We start from the raw sequence: 19,207 nt of genomic DNA, 5'->3' as shown, positions 1-19,207 counted from the left end.
TCAATAGTCACTGAACCCCGGCAAGCCGGCGCAACCGCCACTGGGGCCGCCGGCCCGTCCTCGGGTACCATGCTCGCCCCCTTTGGGTGCACCCTGCGCATGAGCCAGTCCGACCAGCCCGATTCCCCCGTCACCCAGGCCCAGGCCGAAGATGCCGTGCGCACCCTGCTGCGCTGGGCCGGCGAAGACCCGGCCCGCGAAGGCCTGCTGGATACCCCGCGCCGGGTCGCCGAAGCCTATGGCGACTGGTTCAGCGGGTACCGCGAGGAACCGCGCGAGTATCTGGAACGCACCTTCGAGGAAGTGGCCGGCTACGACGAGCTGATCGTGCTGCGCGACATCTCCTACGAAAGCCACTGCGAGCACCACATGGCGCCGATCATCGGCAAGGTGCACGTGGGCTACCTGCCGCGCGGCAAGGTGGTCGGCATCAGCAAGCTGGCGCGCGTGGTGGAAAGCTATGCGCGGCGCTTCCAGGTGCAGGAAAAGATGACCGCGCAGATCGCCCAGTGCATCCAGGACGTGCTGCAGCCGCGCGGCGTCGGCGTGGTGGTGGAAGGCTCGCACGAATGCATGACCACCCGCGGCATCCACAAGCGCGGCGTCAGCATGGTGACCTCCAAGATGCTCGGTAGCTTCCGCGAGGACGCGCGCACCCGCGCCGAGTTCCTGCAGTTCATCGAAGTGGGCGGCAAGCGTTGAGGCAGCCGTTGCCGTCGCCATGAAGCACCAGGCACGTATCGCCGGCTATCGCCAATTGCGCGAGCAGCCGGTGTGGAAACTGCTGGCCGCCGACCACGCGCCGGAGCTGATCGGCCTGCTGCAGACGGTGTTGCTGGACGGCGAACGCCGCCTGCCCTCGGCCGTGCTGCACGAGTGCCTGCAGCGCCAGCTCGACGCGCTGCGCGCCGACGAGCTCTCGCGCGAGTTGCCACGCACCGCGCAGGCCTATCTGGCGCATTGGCTGGCGCAGGGCTGGCTGGAACGCCGCCTGCCCGAAGGTGCGGCCGAAGAAGAATACGAGCTGTCGCGCGCGGCCACCCAGGCCATCCGCTTCATCGTCGGCCTGCGCGAGAGCAGCAGCAGCGCCACCGAAAGCCGCCTGTCGCTGGTGATCCAGCAGCTGGTGCAGCTGGCGGGCCAGACCGAAGCCGACCCGGAGCTGCGCCTGGCCGCCCTGCGCGAAGAACGCGCGCGCATCGATGCCGAGATCGAACGCGTGGCCTCCGGCCGCGTGGCTGCGCTGGATGGCAAGCGCGCGCTGGAGCGTGCCCGCGACCTGATCCATCTCTCCGACGAGCTGGCCGAAGATTTCCATCGCGTGCGCGACGATTTCGAACAGCTCAACCGCCAGTTCCGCGAACGCATCATCGACGACGAGGGCGCACGCGGCGATGTGCTGGAGCAGCTGTTCAACGGCGTGGACGTGATCGCCGACAGCGAGGCCGGGCGCACCTTCGAGGCGTTCTGGAGCCTGCTCAACGACACCCAGCAGAGCAGCCAGCTCGATCAGGCGCTGGATGCGCTGCTGGCACGCGGCTTCGCGCGCAAGCTGGACCGGCGCGAACGCGCCTTCCTGCGCGGGTTGACCGGCACGCTGCTGGAGCGTGGCGGCGAGGTGCACACGGTGATGCAGCACTTCGCCCGCAGCCTGCGCGGTTTCGTGCAGAGCCGCGGCTATCTGGAGCAGCGCCGGCTCAATCAATTGCTCAAGCAGGCGCAGGGCGAAGCCTTGCAGCTGCGCGACAGCCTGCACGCCACCACCGCCACCGGCTACACCCAGGCGTTGAGCGCTGCCCGCCTGCGTTCGCTGTCGCAATGGCGCCTGCACGACCCGCGCCTGACCCAGGTCGATGGCCGCGTGCAGGCCGCCGATGCGGCAGACATCTCGCTCGACAGCGTGGGCGATCTGGTCGCGCAATCGGAAATCGACGTGCGCAGCCTGCGCCGCGACCTGCACGAGCTGCTCGGCCAGCGCCCGCGCCTGACCATCGGCGATGCGCTGCAGCAGCGTCCGGCCGCGCAGGGCCTGGGCAGCGTGATCGGTTACCTGTCGCTGGGCACGCGCCACGGCGTGGTGATCGACGGACAGATGGAAACGGTGCAATGGGAAGGCGGCGACGGCGCCCTGCGGCGCGCACGCATTCCGCTGGTGTGGTTCACCCGGGAGAAACGCAATGAACTGGACTGAGGACACGCGCCTGGACGCGGACGAGGACAGCGGCGCGTCGGTCGATGCCGGCCGCACGCCGCTGACGGAGACATCGCCTGCACAGCCGCGCGGCGAACTGTTCCTGGGCGACACCGGCACGCTGTCGTTCGACGCGCGGCGCGCGCTGTGCCAGCTGCTGGCCGGCCCCAGCATCGATGCGCAACGCCACGGTGCGTTGTGGCCTGCGCTGCTACGCAACGAGGCGGCGATCCGCCAGGTCTTGTGCGAGCTGTTCCTGGAGCTGGTGCTGGACCGCGAGGGCGGGGTGGCCTTCACCCGGCAGGCCGACACCGCCGAGCTGGAATCGCCGACCCTGCTGCGCAGCGCGCCGCTGACCTTTATCGAGTCGGTGCTGCTGCTGTTCCTGCGCCAGCAACTGGCCGAAGCCGATACGCGCGGCGAGCGGGCGGTGGTGGACGAGGCGCAGTTGGTGGAAGCCTTGTCGGTCTACGAGAAGAACGTGTCTACCGACCGCGCCGGATTCGCGCGACGGGTGCTGACGGCGATCGGCAAGATGCGCGAGAACCAGTTGCTGTCGCGGTTGCGCGGCAGCGAGGATCGCTACGAGGTCTCGCCGGTGCTGAAGTTGCTGTTCTCGGCCGAAGACGTGCAGGCCCTGGTGGTGGCGTATCGCGGCTTGCGCGAGGGGGACGTTGCGCTCGACTAAGTACCTTCTCCCATCGGGAGAAGGTGCCCGAAGCGCGGATGAGCGGACGGCCGATCGCAATGCCCGATGTATGACGCCCGGGATGCGTGGAGTTTGTGCAGTCGTGCGTTGTGCGACGGATGTCGGCTCTCACGCCCGATCGAACGCGATCACTTTTTCCACGGGCTGCAGCAAGGCATCCAGCTTCCTTATCGGCCGCCGCCGCCCCACGTCAACGCAGACCACCGCACCCGTAGGAGCGGCCCCGGCCGCGAAGGGTCTGTACCGAATCACTCCCAGACCACAGCACCGCCACCAGCCCAGCAGCACGCAACACCCCGCTACAAACAGTCCTGATGTACGTCGTCTTCAGCGTTACCCGTCATCCCGTTTGGTGAGTGAGCCATGAATTACCAGTCCAACCTGTCGCCGGCGCAGCCGGGCGCGTCCCTGTTCACTGATTCGCTTGCCGAGCAGCGCGCGCAGCAGTTCCGCATGCGGCGCTTGCAGGTGCACAACTGGGGCACGTTCAACGGCTTGACCGAGGTGCCGATCGCCGAGAAGGGCTTCCTGTTCGTCGGGCGCTCCGGGTCGGGCAAGTCGACCCTGCTGGATGCGATGTCGGCATTGCTGACCCCGCCCAGCATCGTCGACTTCAACGCCGCCGCACGCGAGGCCGAGCGCAGCGGGCGCGATCGCAGCCTGGTGTCGTATGTGCGCGGTGCCTGGGCCGATCAGCAGGACAGCGCCTCGGGCGAGATCGCCACCCAATACCTGCGCAAGGGCGCCACCTGGTCGGCGCTGGTGCTGGAATACCGCAACGCGCACGGCGAGACGGTCAGCCTGATTCGCCTGTTCTGGATCGCCGGCAGCGGCAATGCCGCGGCCGATGTGCGCCGGCATTACATGGTCGCGCCGCGCAGCTTCGATGTGGCCAGCGAGCTGGATGGCTTCGATCTGGATCTGCGCAGGCTCAAGGCGCGTCTTGGCGAGGAGGTCGCGCATTTCGACGGCTTTGCCGGCTACGCAGAGCGCTTTCGGCATGCGCTGGGCATCGGCAACGAGATGGCGTTGCGGTTGCTGCACAAGACCCAGTCGGCCAAGAACCTGGGCGATCTCAATGTGTTCCTGCGCGGCTTCATGCTGGACGAGCCGCGCACGTTCGAGGCGGCCGACCGGCTGGTGGAAGACTTCGCCGAACTCGACGGCGCACACCATGCAGTGGTCACCGCACGCCGGCAGGTGGAAACGCTCAGCCCGGCACGCGAGCACCATGCGGCGCTGATGGCCCTGCGCCACAGCGTCGGCGAGTTGCGCGAGCTGCAGCTGGGCGTGGACAGCTACCGCGAACAGCAGCGTCTAGCCTTGCTGGAGACGCGCCTGCACGAACTCGACAGCCAGGACCGCGGGTTGGCCGGCGAAGAAGGCCAGCGGCGTGAGTCGCTGGACAATCACGAACAGAAGCTCGCCGGGCTGGAACGCGAACAACGCGCCGCCGGTGGCGAACAGATCGAGGAACTCGAACGCGAGCGCGCCCGGGTCGAGCGCGAGCGTGACGAGCGCCTGCGGCGTCGCGTGCAGATCGAACAGGCCTGCCGCCAGCTCGGCACCGCCCTGGCCGCAGGCGCCAGCGGCTTTGCCGAGCAGATCGCGTACGCGCAGACCGTGCTCGAGAACGGCAAGCACGACGCCAGCGCGCTGGATGAGGCGATCGCCGAGCGCATGGGTGTGCGCCGCGACGATGAGCGGCGCTTTGCCGAGATCCGCGCCGAACTGGATGCCTTGAAGCGTGCGCCGTCCAGCATGCCGGCACCGATGCAAGCCTTGCGCGCGCGCCTGTGCGAGGACACCGGCATTGCCGAAGCGGCACTGCCGTTCGTCGGCGAACTGGTGCAGGTGCGCGAGGATCAATCTGCCTGGCGCGGCGCGATCGAGCGCGTGCTGAGCGGTTTTGCGCAGTCGCTGCTGGTGGACGACCGCCATTACGCGCAGGTCAGCGAATGGGTCAACCGCACCCAACTCGGCACCCGGCTGGTGTATTTCCGGGTACGCCGCAACGATGCGCTGCATGCGCGCACGCCGGATGCGCGTGCATTGCCGGGCAAGCTGCAGCTGCGCGAGCATGCCTTCACCGAGTGGCTGCGCAACGAGTTGATGCGTCGCTTCGACTACGAATGCGTCGATAACGCCGCCGCGCTGCGCAATGCCGACCGCGCCATCACCCGCGAAGGGCAGGTCAAGCATCCCGGCGACCGTTACGAAAAGGACGACCGCCATGCGGTCAACGACCGCAAGCGCTGGTTGCTGGGCCACGACAACCGCGACAAGCTCAAGGTGTTCGAGCGCGAAGCGCAGACGCTTGCCCAGCGCATCGCCAGCTGCGATGCCGACGTGGCCGCGCTGCGCAAGCAACGCGAACAGGACCAGGAACGGCAGCTGGCCGCGCACACGCTGGTGGAGCGCGACTGGGACGAGATCGATGTCGGCCCCAAGCTGCAGCGCCTGAGCGACATCGACGAACAGCTGCAGCAGCTGCGCGAAGGCAACAGCGGCCTGCGCGCGCTCGGCCAGGCGATCGAGACCGCACGTACCTTGCGCGACCAGGCCAAGCGCACCTACGAGGACGTGCGGCTGGAGCGCGCGCAGCTGGCACGCGAGCGGGTCCGGCTCGAACAGCAGCACGCTGCCTGTGCCAGCCGTGCCGGCACCGCCACGCTCACGCCCACCCAGCTGCAGGGCCTGCGCGAACGCCTGGCGGCGTTGGCACCGCTGTCGCTGGACAATCTGGAAGCGCATTTCCGCGTGGTCGAGCGTGGCCTGGCCGAGCAACTGGCAGAGAGCCAGGGGCGCGACAGCCGGCTCAGCGCGCAGCTGCTCGATTGCTTCCGCAAGTACTGCCAGCAATGGCCGGAAGACAGCGGCGATTTCACCGTGAGCCTGGCCAGTGCCGACGATTTTCTCGCGCGCCTGGATCGCCTGGAGAGCGATGGCCTGCCGCGCCACGAGCACCGCTTCTTCGATCTGCTGCAGACCCAGAGCAAGAACAATCTGCTGGCCCTGCAGCGCCACACCGCCGAGGCCCACAAGGGCATCAAGCAGCGCATGGACGAGGTCAACGCCAGTCTGGAGCAGGTGCCGTTCAATCGCGGCACGCTGCTGACCATCGAGGTCAGCGACCGTCGCCTGGGCGAGGTGCAGGAATTCCAGCAACAGCTGCGCGCGGTGTTGTCGCATCAACAGACCGAAGACCGCGCACTGGCCGAAGCGCAGTTTTCCACCCTGCGCGCGTTGGTGGCACGCCTGGGCGCGCAGGAACCGGACGCACGCCGCTGGCGTGAGCAGGTGCTGGACGTGCGCCAGCATGTGGAATTCATCGGTGTGGAGCTGGATGCGCAGACCCGCGCGCAGGTGGAGATCTACCGCAGCGGCGCCGGCAAATCCGGCGGTCAGCGCCAGAAGCTGGCAACCACCTGCCTGGCCGCCGCACTGCGCTACCAGCTCGGTGGCGAAGACGGCGAACTGCCGCGCTACTGCGCGGTGGTGCTGGACGAAGCCTTCGACAAGGCCGACAACGAATTCACCGCGCTGGCGATGAACATCTTCGAGAACTTCGGTTTCCAGATGGTGGTGGCCACACCGCTGAAATCGGTGATGACGCTGGAGCCGTTCATCGGCGGTGCCTGTTTTGTGGAAATCAGCGGCCGGCATAACTCCGGCGTGCTGCTGATCGAATACGACGAGCAGGCGCAGCGACTCCAGTTGCCCGAGCGCTCGCGTGGGGACGAGGTAGCTGCAGCGGTGACGGAACAGGCGGTGAGCGCTGCGCAGCGCGAGGATGCACCGCGTTCGACGCAGGGTGAAACGCGGATGGACAGCACCGGTGCTGTCTCTGGCGCTGAGGGCGCGGCACTTCAGGACGTCCCTGCACAGGACGACGTAGCAGCCGGGGCGAGCAAGCGCGCCAGCAAGGTCGCGCCGGCATCGACGCCGGCTGTTCGAGCCACGCCGAAGCCCGCGAAGACAGCCGCTTCCAGCGCACGTGCGGGATCAGGCAAGTCGGCAGCGGCGAAGGCCGCAGCGGGCAAGGCCGCATCCGCCAAACCTGCATCAGCCAGGCGTGCATCGCCTGCAGCGGGCACAGCGCGCAAGCCGGCAACACCGACCAAACCGGCCAGGACGCCAGCGAACACCGGGACGGCATCCAGGCGCACGACCGCGTCCGCCAAACCGACTACCAGGCCGAACAAGGCCGCGACAACAGCGGCAGCGCCGAAAAAGCCCGCTGCCAAGTCGACGGTAGCGACCAGGCGCGCCACCACTTCGCTGGGTGGCGCAACCAAGGCAACCAGGACAACCGCGGCGCGCAGCGCGGCCAGGCCCGCACCAATCAAGCCCTTGCCAACCAAAACCGCGGCCAAGGCGCGTCCCGCATCCACGCGCGGATCTGCAGGCAAGCCGCGCGGAAAACGCTGAGCGCGCCACCTGGATGCCTGCGTCACCGCGCTGCGGTCGCGGGCGCCGCAGGTCGGGGACAGCAGACCACTACTCTCCCGGCGCACCGCGCACCGTGTCGGCGACGCTGAGTATGGAGTTCTAAGCGCCGTGCAGCAGATCCCAGCCCATCTTGCCGATCAGCACGATGACCAGCACCAGGAACAACGTGCGGATCAGCGGCGTGCCGCCGCGTAGCGCCATCCGCGTGCCGGCGACCGCACCGGCCACGTTGGCCACCGCCATCGGGATGCCGATCGCCAGCATCACCTGGCCGCTGGGCAGGAAGAACGACAGCGCCGCCAGGTTGGTGGCCAGGTTCACCACCTTGGCCGCGGCCGAGGCGCGCAGAAAGTCCAGCCCGAAGAAGCGGATGAACAGGAAGATCAGGAAGCTGCCGGTACCGGGCCCGAAGAACCCGTCGTAGAACCCGATCGCCGCGCCCATCGCCAAGGCAGTGATCAATTCGCGCCGGCCGATCTGGCGTGGCCGATGCAGCGCACCGAAGTCCTTCTTGATCAGCGTGTAGACCAGCATCGCGATCAGCAGCACCAGGATCAGCGGCCGCACTGCCTGCTTGGGCATCAGGCTGACCGCGGTCGCGCCCAGAAACGAAAACGTAAACGCCGCCACCGTCGCGTACAGCACCGGTCGCCACGGAAAGCGCACAGTGCGCGCATAGCGCCACGCCGAGGCACCGGTGCCGAACATCGCGCTGAACTTGTTGGTGCCCAGAACCAGCGACGGCGCCTGCTGCGGCAGGGTGGCAAACAATCCCGGCAACTGGATCAGGCCACCGCCGCCGACTGCCGCATCCACCAGCCCGGCGACAAACGCGATGCACAGCAGCCACGGCAACTCGGTGGGAATCAGTTCCAGCAAGGCGGTGCTCCGCACGACGGGGCGACAGCATAAACGCGCAGAAACCCCGCCTCCCTTCCCACTTCCCGCACAATCGCCAGATGCCGACTTCCACTCCCAACGATCCCTGTCCCTGCGGCCGCGCCGCCACCTACGCGCAGTGCTGCGGGCACTACCACGCCGGTGCCGCCGCGCCCGATGCCGAAACCTTGATGCGTGCGCGCTACAGCGCCTACGTCCGCCGCGATGTGGCGTACCTGCTCGCCAGCTGGCATCCGTCCACGCGCCCACCCGAGCTGTCGCTGGACGAGGGCGGCCGCACCACCTGGCTCGGCCTGACCGTGCAACGCGTCATCGAGACCGGCACCGACACCGCCGAGGTGGCGTTCCTGGCCCGCTACCGCATCGGCGGCGGCAGCGCGGTGCGCATGACCGAACACAGCCGCTTCGTGCGCGAAGACGGCCGCTGGTATTACCTCGACGCGCGCTGAGCACGGCCCGGCACTGTCGCTGCCGGGACACCACCAGGACGCGGCAGGGTCTAACGCTCGTCGGCACCTGCGTGCCGGCACCGCGCCGCTGCGGCCGATATCGGCCTGCCTGGCCTCCACCGGCCCTCGGTAACGTCGGTAGTCGGCCGTACTAGTGGGCGAAGGCGTGCAGGCCGCCGTCCACGGCAATCACCTCACCGGTCAGATAGCGTGCATGTGGCGAGGCCAGATAGGCGACCAGATGAGCGATGTCGTCGGGTTCGCCGAAGTAGCCGATCGGCACATGGCGCGCGATGAAGGCCTGGCGCGCTTCCGGCGTGGGATGGAGCTTGTCCAGCACCTGTTCGGAGTTGATGCGTCCCGGTGCGATGGTGTTGACCGTGATGCCCTCGGCCGCCAGCTGCGAGGCCATTCCCTTGGCCCAGAACTGCAGCGCTGCCTTCGCCGCGCCGGCGCCGTTGACCTCGCGGGGCTCCATGCTGCCGCTGAAGTTGATGATCCTGCCCCAGCGCCGGTGGCGCATGCCGGGCAGCAGGGCCTGGGTCATGCGCCGGGCACTGCCGAAGTTGAGCGCGAAGGCTTCGTCCCAGTCCGCATCGCTGGCCTCCAGCGCAAAAGGGCGTGCGCCACCGGCGGTGTTGACCAGGATCTCGATCCGGCCCAGCGTCTGGCTGGCATCCCGGGCGATGCGCGTGATCTCGGTCGCGCTGGTGATGTCGCCGGGGATCACCAGCGGGCGCGGGTGACCCTGCGCCGCGATGTCGCTGGCCAGCTGTTCCAGCCTGTCGGCGCGGCGCGCGGTGATCGCCAGCTGCACCCCCTCGGCCGCCAGCACGCGGGCGATGCCGGCGCCGATTCCGGTGCTGGCGCCGGTCACCAGTGCCGTGTGTTCACGCAATTGCAGATCCATCGACAACGTCCGTCTGAGTGAGGGCCCCAGCCTGATCCGTTATCGAGCCGCGATAAACGCCGTTATCCTGCATTGATTGGCAAGCAGGAGTGTTGAATGGATCTGCTGGACAGCATGCAGGTGTTCGTCCGCGTGGTGGACGGCGGCAGCCTCGCCGCGGCGGCGCAAGCGCATGGCATTTCCCCGACCATGGCGGGCAACCACCTGCGCGCCCTGGAGCAACGTCTCGGTCTGCAGTTGTTGGTGCGGACCACGCGACGGCAGCGATTGACCGCGTTTGGCGAGGCCTACTACGGGTGTTGCCGGGAGATTCTCGAGCTGGTCGCCGATACACAGGTGCAGGCCGACGGTCAGCGCCTGGAACCGGCCGGGCCGCTGCGGGTCGCCGCACCGGTGTCGTTCGGAACCTATGGGCTCACGCCGGTGCTTGGCGAGTATCTGCAGCGCCATCCCCAGGTGAGCCTGGATCTGCAGCTCAGCGATCGGGTGCAGGATCTGGTCGACGAGGGCATCGATGTAGCCGTCCGCATCGGGGCGCTGGGCGAGTCCTCGCTGGTGGCGCGCGCGCTGCAGCCTTATCGCCTGTGGTGCTGCGCGACGCCGGCCTATCTGCACCGCAACGGTACCCCGCAACGGCTTGCCGAGCTGGCCGGGCACCAATGCCTGGGGATGGATGCCAAGGCGCTCGGCCAGTGGCAGGACTACACCGGCGAGCGAATCGGCCCGCTGTCGCGCGCGCAGTTGCATCTCACCAGCGGCCCGGCTCTGCACCTGGCGGCCTTGCAGGGCCTGGGCATCGTGCTGCAGCCGGCGTTCCTGTTGCGTGCCGACGTGGAAGCGGGCCGGCTGGTGCGGCTGTTTCAGGACCGGGAGCTGCACCGTCCACTAAGCGTGCTCTATCCCCAAACCCGCTGGCGCTCGGTCACGGTACGCAGCTTCGTCGATTTCCTGCTGGAGCGGTTTGCCTGAAGCCGCCGGGCGTCAGACGGACCCTGTGGCAACGCGCGTTGCCGAAGCCTGGCTGGTGCGGCGAGCGTGCGGGGCGATCAATGCGCCGCGTTGCTGCTGCAATCACGCGAGCTGTCTCCATCGCCCGCGTGATCTGACGCGATAGCCGGCACCCCGTTCGTTCCGACGAACGGCAGGCTCGGCCGTGCTTTCTCGACGCCACGTTCGCAGCCGATCCCGGAAGCTTGCCGCCTCGGCGGAGCTCGCCGCGGGGCGGACACGATGATGGCAACCTTCAATCTCTGGCAGTGGGTGCTTGTGGCCATCGTGGTGTTCGCGATCGTGCTGCCGGCGTGCCTGGCCACGGCACTGATCTGGTTCGGCCCCCGCCACGACGCCCCGCGCAGCGCGCGCGCCCGACGCATGCCCGACACCAGCCCCTCCAGCCCGGCGTTGTCGCTGCTGACCGGCATCACCGGCGACGGTAGCTAGGCGCGGCGATCGACGCGGCTGGGTTGCCGCGGTGTCTTCGCCAGGCGGGCCGGACCGATGCCACTCCATCGGCACGCAACATCATTCTCCGACTCGCGCCACACGATCTCTGCGTCGTGCCCATCGCGCTGAAAAGCGTACGCACCGCACAGTCATCCCTGCGTATCGCTGCCGACCAGCGCAGCGCACGATGCCGTCGCAACATCACGGCCTGCACGCCTGCAACCAGCCAGGTTGGCTATCCTCGGCGGCTCGACCTGCCGCAGGAGCGCTCCACCGCATGACCTCCGTCCACACGCCGGCGATCGCGCCGTGATGCCGACCCGGCGCGTCCTGCCTGCGCTGTTGGCGCTGGCGCCGCTGATCGCCTGCGCCGATCCGGCCTTCGACCGCTGCCTGGCCGGCCTGCAGACCCAGGCCGCCGCCAAGGGCGTGGCGACCGCCGACTTCCAGCGCTTCACCGCCGGCCTGGCGCCCGACCCCAGCGTGTTGCCGCTGCTCGATGCCCAGCCCGAATTCACCACTCCGATCTGGGACTACCTCGCCAGCCTGGTCGACAGTCAACGCGTCGCCGACGGCCAGGCCATGCTGGCCACCCACCGCGATTTGCTTACCCGCCTGTCCGAACAGACCGGGGTCGATCCGGCCACCATCGTGGCGGTCTGGGGCGTGGAGAGCGACTACGGCCGCGTTACCGGCAAGCGCCCGCTGCTGGTCTCGCTGGCCACGCTGTCGTGCGCGGGCCGCCGCCAGCCGTTCTTTCGCGGCGAATTTCTCGCCTTGCTCGGCCTGCTGCAGCAAGGCGATCTGTCGCCGAATGGCTTGACCGGCTCCTGGGCCGGCGCCTTCGGGCAGACTCAGTTCATGCCTTCCACCTATGCCCGCATCGCGGTGGATGGCGACGGCGACGGCCGCCGCGACCTGGTCGCCAGCATTCCCGACGCGCTGGCCTCCACCGCCAACTATCTGGTCAAGGCCGGCTGGGAGCGTGCCCGCCCCTGGGGCATGGAAGTCCGCCTGCCTGCCGGCTTCGACGCCAGCAAGGCCGGCCGCACCCGGCGTCAACCGCTGCAGGCCTGGCAAAACGCCGGCCTGCTCGGCACCGATGGCAAGGCGCTGGCGCCGGCCGGTCTACCCGCCGAAACCCCGGCCGCCCTGCTGCTGCCGGCCGGCGCGACCGGCCCGGCATTCCTGGTGTTCCGCAACTACGACGCGATCTACGCCTACAACGCCGCCGAAAGCTACGCGCTGTCGATCGCCCTGCTCGCCGACCGGCTGCGCGGTGGCGCCGGCCTGGTCGCCGCCTGGCCCACCGACGACCCCGGCCTGGGCCGGCCCGAACGGCGCGAACTGCAGCAATTGCTGCTGGCGCGCGGCCATCTGATCGGCGAGGCCGACGGCATGATCGGCACCGCCAGCCGGCGCGCCATCCAGGTCGAGCAGACCCGCCTGGGCCTGCAGCCGGCCGACGGCCGCCCCGGCCAACGCATCCTTACCGCCCTGCGCGCCGCCCCGCCGGTCGCCGGCGCGGCGGCCATCCGCGTCACCGCGTTCAAGCTGCCGGCCGCCTATCCCGCATTCGTCCAATCCCCCATCGTCCAGAAGGCACCCCCCATGTCCGACCTCACCGGCCTGCGCACAGGCGACTTCCACGGCTTTCCCTCGCTGTTGATCGACACCCCGTTCTCCACTGCGGCCATCAGCCTGTTCGGTGGCCAGCTGCTGTCGTTCGTGCCCAAGGGCGGGCAGGACGTGATGTGGCTGTCGCCCACCGCCAAGCAGCCGCCCACACCGATCCGCGGCGGCGCGCCGGTGTGCTGGCCGTACTTCGGCCGCCAGGACCAGACCGGCGAGGTCCCTGCACACGGCTTCGTGCGCACCGTGCCCTGGCAGCTCACCGAGAGCCGGCGCGAGGACGACGGCACCCTGGTGCTCACGCTGACCCCGCCCAGCTTCGACGACCTGGCGCTGCGCCTGCGCATGACCCTGCGCATCGGCCGCACCCTCGAACAAAGCCTGATCACCGAAAACACCAGCCCGGCCCCGGTGCGCTTCACCCAGGCGCTGCACAACTACTTCCGCGTCGGCGACGCGCTCACCGTCAGCGTGCAGGGCCTGGACGGGCTGGACTACCTCGACAAGTACGAGAACTACGCCACCGCCCACCGCCAGCAGGGCGACTGGAGCCTGCGCGACCCACGCGACCCCGGCCGCAGCGACCGCATCTACACCAACGCCGGCGGCCGCTACACCCTGACCGACCCGGTACTCGGCCGCCGCATCGTCATCGCCACCAAAGGCAGTCGCTCGCTGGTGGCCTGGAACCCGGGCGACGAGGCGGCCGCCAAGATGGCCGACGTGGGCGAGGGCTGGCGCGATTACGTCTGCCTGGAAGCGGCCAACGCCGGCCCGGACGTCATCGAACTCGCCCCCGGCGCCAGCCACACGCTGACCCAGACCATCAGCGTCGAGTAAGCGCAACAATCGCCCCGGGCTCGCGCAGAGCCTGCACTGCCTTCCAACACAGGAAAGAAGCAGCACGGCTCCCTTCTCCCGCCGGGAGGAGGTGCCCCGAAGGGGCGGATGAGGGTGCGGGCGAAGCCTCGCGCCACCTCACAATGCCTGTGGCTTCGTCCATACCCTCATCCCAACCCGCGCTCGGCGCCCCGGCCCCGCGCATGAGGCGCGGGTGCTCCAGGGCACGCGCGCCAGTGGCGCGCAAGCCATGCCTTCTCGCCCCGCAGGAGAGGTGCTTTCAGTGAGTGGGACCTTGGGCGTATCAGGCGACAGCTCATCCCCACAACTGCGCCACCCGGTCCACCGCTACACTCGCCGCTTCGCCCCACTGCGCAGCGCGATGTCCCTCCCAGCAGATTCCGCTCCCGCCACGGGCCGGCGCCGCGCCGCGCTGATCTTCATCTTCATCACCGTGCTGATCGACGTGCTGTCGTTCGGCGTGATCATTCCGGTGCTGCCGGATCTGGTGCGCCAGTTCACCGGGGGCGACTACGCCGTCGCCGCCGGCTGGATCGGCTGGTTCGGCTTTTTGTTTGCCGCCATCCAGTTCGTCTGCTCGCCGCTGCAGGGCACCCTGTCCGACCGCTACGGCCGCCGCCCGGTGATCCTGCTTTCCTGCCTGGGGCTGGGCCTGGACTTCATCCTGATGGCGGTCGCCCATTCCCTGCCGATGCTGCTGCTGGCGCGGGTGATCTCCGGCGTGTGCTCGGCCAGCTTTTCCACCGCCAATGCCTACATCGCCGACGTCACCCCGGCCGACAAACGCGCCGGCGCGTTCGGCATGCTTGGCGCCGCGTTCGGTATTGGTTTTGTCGCCGGGCCGTTGATCGGCGGCTGGCTGGGCAGCATCGGCCTGCGCTGGCCGTTCTGGTTTGCCGCCGGGCTGGCGCTGCTGAACGTGCTGTATGGCTGGTTCGTGCTGCCCGAATCCTTGCCTGCCGAACGCCGCACGCCACGCCTGGACTGGTCGCATGCCAACCCGCTCGGCGCACTCAAGCTGCTGCGCCGTTATCCGCAGGTGTTCAGCCTGGCCTCGGTGGTGTTTCTGGCCAACCTGGCGCACTACGTCTATCCCAGCATCTTCGTGCTGTTCGCCGGTTATCAATACCACTGGGGCCCGCGCGAGGTGAGCTGGGTGCTGGCCGGCGTCGGCGTGTGCAGCATCATCGTCAATGCGCTGCTGGTCGGCCGGCTGGTGCGCTGGCTGGGCGAACGCCGTGCGCTGCTGCTGGGTCTGGGCTGCGGGGTGGTCGGTTTCGTCATCTACGGGCTGGCCGACAGCGGTACCGCGTTCCTGATCGGCGTGCCGATCAGTGCGTTCTGGGCGATCGCCGCACCGGCCGCGCAGGCCTTGATCACCCGCGAGGTCGGCGCCGATGCGCAGGGCCGCGTGCAGGGCGCGCTGACCAGCCTGGTCAGTCTGGCCGGTATCGCCGGTCCGCTGCTGTTTGCCAATGTGTTCGCCTGGTTTATCGGCACGGGCGCACCGCTGCATCTGCCCGGCGCACCCTGGTTGCTGGCGGGTGTTCTGCTTGCCGCAGGCTGGGTCATGGCCTGGCGGCGGGCAGGGCGGGGGGCCGGCATGGCCCCCGCGGCACAGGGATGATGCCAACCTATTCAGCTTGTGCTCGCGCCCGCTTTATCTGATTTGCGCAGTCACTGCTAGGCTGATGCATTCCGTGCTGCGGCACCGCCTCCACTCATTATGTGTCCTGACACCCTGGCTGTTCCGCCCTCGGCCGCGCTCGCGCTGCGCCACGCCACGCAGGACGCCCACCGCCTGGTCGAGACGGTTCCGCTGATGCAGGCGCTGGGGCAGGGGCGGGTCGATCGCGCTGCCTACACGCTGATCCTGCGCCGGCACCATGCGCTGCTGGCCGGCTTCGAAGCGCAATTGAGCGACTGGCTCAGCACCCTGATCGGCACCGGCTGGCAGTACCGTCGCCGCGTCCCGGCCCTGCGCGAGGACCTGCACACGCTTGGGCAGCCGCCACAGCCGCCCATCGCGGCGCCTGCCGCCGGCAACGATGCCGCGCGCTGGGGCATGCTCTACGTCATCGAAGGCTCGCAGCTCGGCGGGCGGATGATCGCGCGCACCTTGCGCAAGCAGCAGCCCGCGCTGGCTGACGCCTTGCGCTATTTCGAACTGGCCAACGACGACCCGGCTGGCTGGCGCCGGTTCCAGGCCATGCTCGATCAACGCCTGGACACCTCTTCCGCGCGCGCGTCCGCCATCGACGGTGCGCAGCGCATGTTTGCCCACTTCCATACCTGTCTTGCAGCGGAGCCGCGCCCGTGAATCAGCCCACCGAACCCCTGGATATGGATGTCTGCGCGCGTGAGCCGATCCATATCCCCGGCCTGATCCAGCCGTACGGCGTGCTGCTGGTGATCGAGCCGGCCGACGGCCGTATCGTGCAGGCCAGCACCACCGCCGCCGACCTGCTCGGTGTACCGCTGGCCGAGCTGCTGGGCATGGTCTACACGCAAGCGCTGGAACTGCCCGGCGAGCAGCCATTCGCGGTGGAGGACCAGGCGCAGCACCTGCTGCATGCCGACGTGCGCTTTCCCCTGCGTGCAGCACCCACCGACCACCCCTGGGTGGCTGCCTGGCATCTGTATCCGGAGCAGTGGCTGGTGGAAATCGAGCCGCGCGACGCACGCCTGATGGACGTCACCCTGCGCGAAGCGCTGCCGCTGCTGCGCAGCATCGAGCGCGATCCCGGCATCGCCGAAGCCGCCGTGCGCGCCGCCAAGGGGCTGCGCAGCATGATCGGCTTCGACCGGGTGATGGTGTACCGCTTCGACGAAGAGTGGAATGGCGACATCATCGCCGAAGCGCGCCAGCCCGAGCTGGATGCCTATCTCGGCCTGCATTACCCGGCCACCGACATCCCGGCCCAGGCGCGCGCGCTGTACCTGCGCAACCGCGTCCGCCAGATCGCCGATGTCGGCTATCGGGCGTCGCCGATCGAACCCACCCTGCATCCGCGCCTGGGCACCCCGGTGGACCTGAGCGATGTCAGCCTGCGCAGCGTCTCCCCGGTGCATCTGGAATACCTGGCCAACATGGGCGTGACCGCCACGCTGGTGTCCTCGATCGTCGTCAACGATGCGCTGTGGGGGCTGATCGCCTGCCACCACTACAGCCCGCACTTCACCAGCCACGCCATGCGCGATGCCACCGATGCAGTGACCCGCGCGCTGGCCGGGCGCATCGGCGGTTTGCAGGCGGTGGCGCGTGCGCACATGGAATCGGTGCTGCTCACCGTGCGCGAGAAGCTGATCACCGACTTCAATGACGCCGACCAGATGACCGTGGAAATGCTCGCCGACATGGCGCCCGACCTGATGGACGTGGTCGACGCCGACGGCGTGGCGATCTTCCATGGCGGCGAGATCAGCCGGCATGGCAGCGCCCCGGACGCGGCCGCGCTGCGCCGCATCCGCGACCACATCGAATCCGAACACCACGATGCCCTGCGCGAAGACGCAGTCGGCGCCCTGCATGTGGATGCGATCGGCGAGGTGTTCCCCGAGCTGGCCGACCTCGCCCCGCTGGCGGCCGGTTTCATTTTCGTGCCGCTGATGCCGCAGTCGCGCAGCGCCTTGCTGTGGACCCGCCGCGAGCAGGTGCAGCAGGTCAAATGGGCCGGCAATCCGCAGCTGGCCAAGCTGCAGGACATTCCCAATTCGCGCTTGTCGCCACGCAAGAGCTTCGACCTGTGGCAGGAAACCGTGCGCGGTCGCGCGCGACGCTGGTCGCCGCTGCACCTGGAATCGGCGCGCAGCCTGCGCGTGCTGATCGAACTGATGGAGCGCAAGCGCTTCCAGCAGGATTTCACCTTGCTCGAAGCCTCGCTCTCGCGGCTGCGCGATGGCGTGGCCATCATCGAACGCGGCACCGCGGACGCGCACCGGCTGATGTTCGCCAACCCGGCCTTCGCAGAACTCAGCCAGACCGAAGTGGCCGACCTGATCGGTTGCGACATCCTGTCCCTGCTGGCCAGCGATGCCGCCCCGTCCAAGGTGGAGCTGCTCGAAGACGCGCTGCGGCAAGGGCGCGCCGCCTATGTCACCCTGCCGCTGCGCTCGCAGGGCGGCGCGCCGGTCTACCGTCAGTTCCATCTCGAACCGCTGCCCAGCCCCAATGGCGTCACCGCCCACTGGCTGCTGCAGCTACGCGACCCGGAATAAGCGCGGCCCGCAACCGAATCGTCTGCCGCGGCCAGGAGTGGCTGGCGAAACGGAGCCCGCAGTCGCCAGCGGGGTGCGGACGGCGCGGAAGAAGCGCAGTGTCGAGTGGTTCACGCCGGTTCCGTGCACCGGCCGCGCCCGCCTGGCGGTGCGCGCCGTCGTTCTGATCGCTGCCCTAGGCCCGCGGTCGCAACACCAGCAAGGTGATCGTCCCGGCCACCAAGCCCCAGAACGAGGCGCCGATCCCGCCCAACGTCAGCCCCGATGCGGTCACCAGGAAGGTGATCAAGGCCGCTTCGCGCTCACTGTCCTGCTGCAAGGCGGCCGCCAGGCTGTTGCCGATCGTGCCCAGCAAGGCGATCCCGGCGATGGCCATCACCAGCTCGCGCGGAAAGGCGGCAAACACCGCCGCCACGGTCGCACCGAACACGCCGATCAGCACATAGAACACGCCCGCGCTCACCGCAGCGGTGTAACGCCGCGCCGGATCCTCGTGCGCTTCGCGGCCCATGCAGATCGCCGCAGTGATGGCCGCCAGGTTCAAGGCATAGCCACCGAACGGTGCCAGCAGCGTATTGACCACTCCGATCCAGCCGATCGTCGGCGAGATTGGTACCGCGTAGCCGGAGGCGCGGATCACCGCCACGCCCGGCACGTTCTGCGAGGCCATGGTGACCACGAACAACGGAATCGCCAGCCCGAACAACGCCGCCCACGACAACGACGGCACCACCAGCACCGGCCGGGCCAGTTCAAGCTGCACGCTCTTCCACTGCATCAACCCGCTGCCGGCCGCAATCGCCACGCCGACCAGCAAGGTCGCGATCACCGCATAGCGCGCAAACCAGCGCCGCCCGGCCAGATAGGCCGCCAGCATCGCCAGCGCCAGCCACACCTGACTCTGCATCGCCACGAACAGGTCCAGCCCGAAGCGCAACAGCACCCCGGCCAACATGCCCGAGGCCAGCGAGATGGGTATGCGTCGGATCGCCTTCTCAAATAACCCCGAGAAGCCGGCCAGCATGCCAAGCACCGCCGCCAGCACAAACGCGCCGACTGCCTCGCGCAACGGCACCCCTGCCGCACTGCCGATCAACATGGCCGCACCCGGCGTGGACCAAGCCGTCACCACCGGCACCCGGTAGCGCAGCGACAGCCCGATGCAGGTCACGCCCATGCCGATGCCGAGCGCCCACATCCACGAGGCGATCTGCGCCTGATCCGCGCCCAGGTGACGCGCCGCCTCGAACACGATCACCGCAGAACTGGCAAAGCCCACCAGCACGGTGACGAAGCCCGCAGCAATCGCAGGCAGGGACAGATCGCGAAGCAGGCTGCGTAAGGGAGACATTGGAGCTCTCTATCTAGTGCATGCATTCTTACCGAGCACGCCGGTGATCGATAGCGCAGCACCTCGCGGGGTCGGCTCTCTTATCAACGCT

Annotated in this window: 13 protein-coding genes, 1 other RNA gene and 1 pseudogene; 11 read left to right on the top strand and 4 right to left on the bottom strand. The window is 68.7% G+C overall.

The features are described 5' to 3' along the window. The first annotated feature begins 99 nt into the window (after nt 1-99). From folE to ACCQ04_RS20205, 4 genes and pseudogenes are all read left to right on the top strand, one after another. Nucleotides 100-702 carry a GTP cyclohydrolase I FolE gene (gene folE, locus ACCQ04_RS20220; RefSeq protein WP_016902173.1) on the top strand — a complete coding sequence of 201 codons (603 nt, stop codon included), beginning with the start codon at nt 100-102 and terminating at the stop codon, nt 700-702. Between the two features lie 19 nt (nt 703-721). After that, the gene (locus tag ACCQ04_RS20215; RefSeq protein ID WP_226428061.1) at nt 722-2,191 is read left to right on the top strand and encodes a DUF3375 domain-containing protein; all 1,470 of its coding nucleotides are present in this window, start codon (nt 722-724) and stop codon (nt 2,189-2,191) included. After that, nucleotides 2,178-2,879 carry a DUF4194 domain-containing protein gene (locus tag ACCQ04_RS20210; protein WP_226428060.1) on the top strand — a complete coding sequence of 234 codons (702 nt, stop codon included), beginning with the start codon at nt 2,178-2,180 and terminating at the stop codon, nt 2,877-2,879. The genes ACCQ04_RS20215 and ACCQ04_RS20210 overlap by 14 nt, the downstream gene beginning before the upstream one ends. Nucleotides 2,880-3,263: 384 nt before the next feature. After that, nucleotides 3,264-6,657: pseudogene (locus tag ACCQ04_RS20205) on the top strand (ATP-binding protein); the annotation flags it as partial. Nucleotides 6,658-7,451: 794 nt separating this feature from the next. Here ACCQ04_RS20205 and ACCQ04_RS20200 read toward each other — a convergent pair. After that, nucleotides 7,452-8,231, bottom strand: coding sequence for a sulfite exporter TauE/SafE family protein (locus tag ACCQ04_RS20200; RefSeq protein WP_181097826.1), 780 nt, complete (start codon nt 8,229-8,231; stop codon nt 7,452-7,454). A gap of 80 nt (nt 8,232-8,311) precedes the next feature. On the opposite strand from ACCQ04_RS20200, the gene ACCQ04_RS20195 reads away from it, so the two are divergent. Then, nucleotides 8,312-8,701: a YchJ family protein gene (locus tag ACCQ04_RS20195; protein WP_226428058.1), complete on the top strand. Its 390-nt coding sequence runs from the start codon at nt 8,312-8,314 to the stop codon at nt 8,699-8,701. A gap of 151 nt (nt 8,702-8,852) precedes the next feature. Here ACCQ04_RS20195 and ACCQ04_RS20190 read toward each other — a convergent pair whose 3' ends face one another. Next, on the bottom strand, nt 8,853-9,611 hold the full coding sequence (locus ACCQ04_RS20190; RefSeq protein ID WP_226428057.1) for an SDR family NAD(P)-dependent oxidoreductase: 759 nt from the start codon (nt 9,609-9,611) through the stop codon (nt 8,853-8,855). Between the two features lie 96 nt (nt 9,612-9,707). On the opposite strand from ACCQ04_RS20190, the gene ACCQ04_RS20185 reads away from it, so the two are divergent. From ACCQ04_RS20185 to bphP, 6 genes are all read left to right on the top strand, one after another. Next, nucleotides 9,708-10,580 carry a LysR family transcriptional regulator gene (locus tag ACCQ04_RS20185; RefSeq protein ID WP_226428056.1) on the top strand — a complete coding sequence of 291 codons (873 nt, stop codon included), beginning with the start codon at nt 9,708-9,710 and terminating at the stop codon, nt 10,578-10,580. Between the two features lie 264 nt (nt 10,581-10,844). Continuing rightward, nucleotides 10,845-11,051: a hypothetical protein gene (locus tag ACCQ04_RS20180; RefSeq protein WP_024939646.1), complete on the top strand. Its 207-nt coding sequence runs from the start codon at nt 10,845-10,847 to the stop codon at nt 11,049-11,051. 315 nt (nt 11,052-11,366) lie between these two features. After that, the gene (locus ACCQ04_RS20175; RefSeq protein WP_255618975.1) at nt 11,367-13,526 is read left to right on the top strand and encodes a lytic murein transglycosylase; all 2,160 of its coding nucleotides are present in this window, start codon (nt 11,367-11,369) and stop codon (nt 13,524-13,526) included. A 382-nt stretch (nt 13,527-13,908) separates the two neighbouring features. Beyond that, nucleotides 13,909-15,174, top strand: coding sequence for a TCR/Tet family MFS transporter (locus tag ACCQ04_RS20170; RefSeq protein ID WP_226428054.1), 1,266 nt, complete (start codon nt 13,909-13,911; stop codon nt 15,172-15,174). 99 nt (nt 15,175-15,273) lie between these two features. Continuing rightward, the gene (locus ACCQ04_RS20165) at nt 15,274-15,867 is read left to right on the top strand and encodes a biliverdin-producing heme oxygenase (protein WP_104553809.1); all 594 of its coding nucleotides are present in this window, start codon (nt 15,274-15,276) and stop codon (nt 15,865-15,867) included. Then, nucleotides 15,864-17,765 (top strand): bacteriophytochrome BphP, encoded by a 1,902-nt coding sequence (gene bphP / locus ACCQ04_RS20160; protein ID WP_226428053.1) that lies wholly within the window; start codon nt 15,864-15,866, stop codon nt 17,763-17,765. The genes ACCQ04_RS20165 and bphP overlap by 4 nt, the downstream gene beginning before the upstream one ends. A 39-nt stretch (nt 17,766-17,804) precedes the next feature. Here bphP and ACCQ04_RS20155 read toward each other — a convergent pair. After that, nucleotides 17,805-17,879: non-coding RNA, sX9 sRNA (locus ACCQ04_RS20155), on the bottom strand. Nucleotides 17,880-17,940: 61 nt separating this feature from the next. After that, a complete protein-coding gene (locus ACCQ04_RS20150) occupies nt 17,941-19,116 on the bottom strand; it encodes a benzoate/H(+) symporter BenE family transporter (protein WP_104560842.1) in 1,176 nt (391 codons plus the stop codon). Nucleotides 19,117-19,207: the final 91 nt, after the last annotated feature.

This window comes from Xanthomonas sp. NCPPB 2866 (genome assembly GCF_041475745.2).
GTDB classification, from domain to species: Bacteria; Pseudomonadota; Gammaproteobacteria; order Xanthomonadales; family Xanthomonadaceae; genus Xanthomonas; species Xanthomonas arboricola.
The sequence above is the reverse complement of the archived record's forward strand: the minus strand, read 5'-3'. Positions and strand labels throughout refer to the sequence as shown.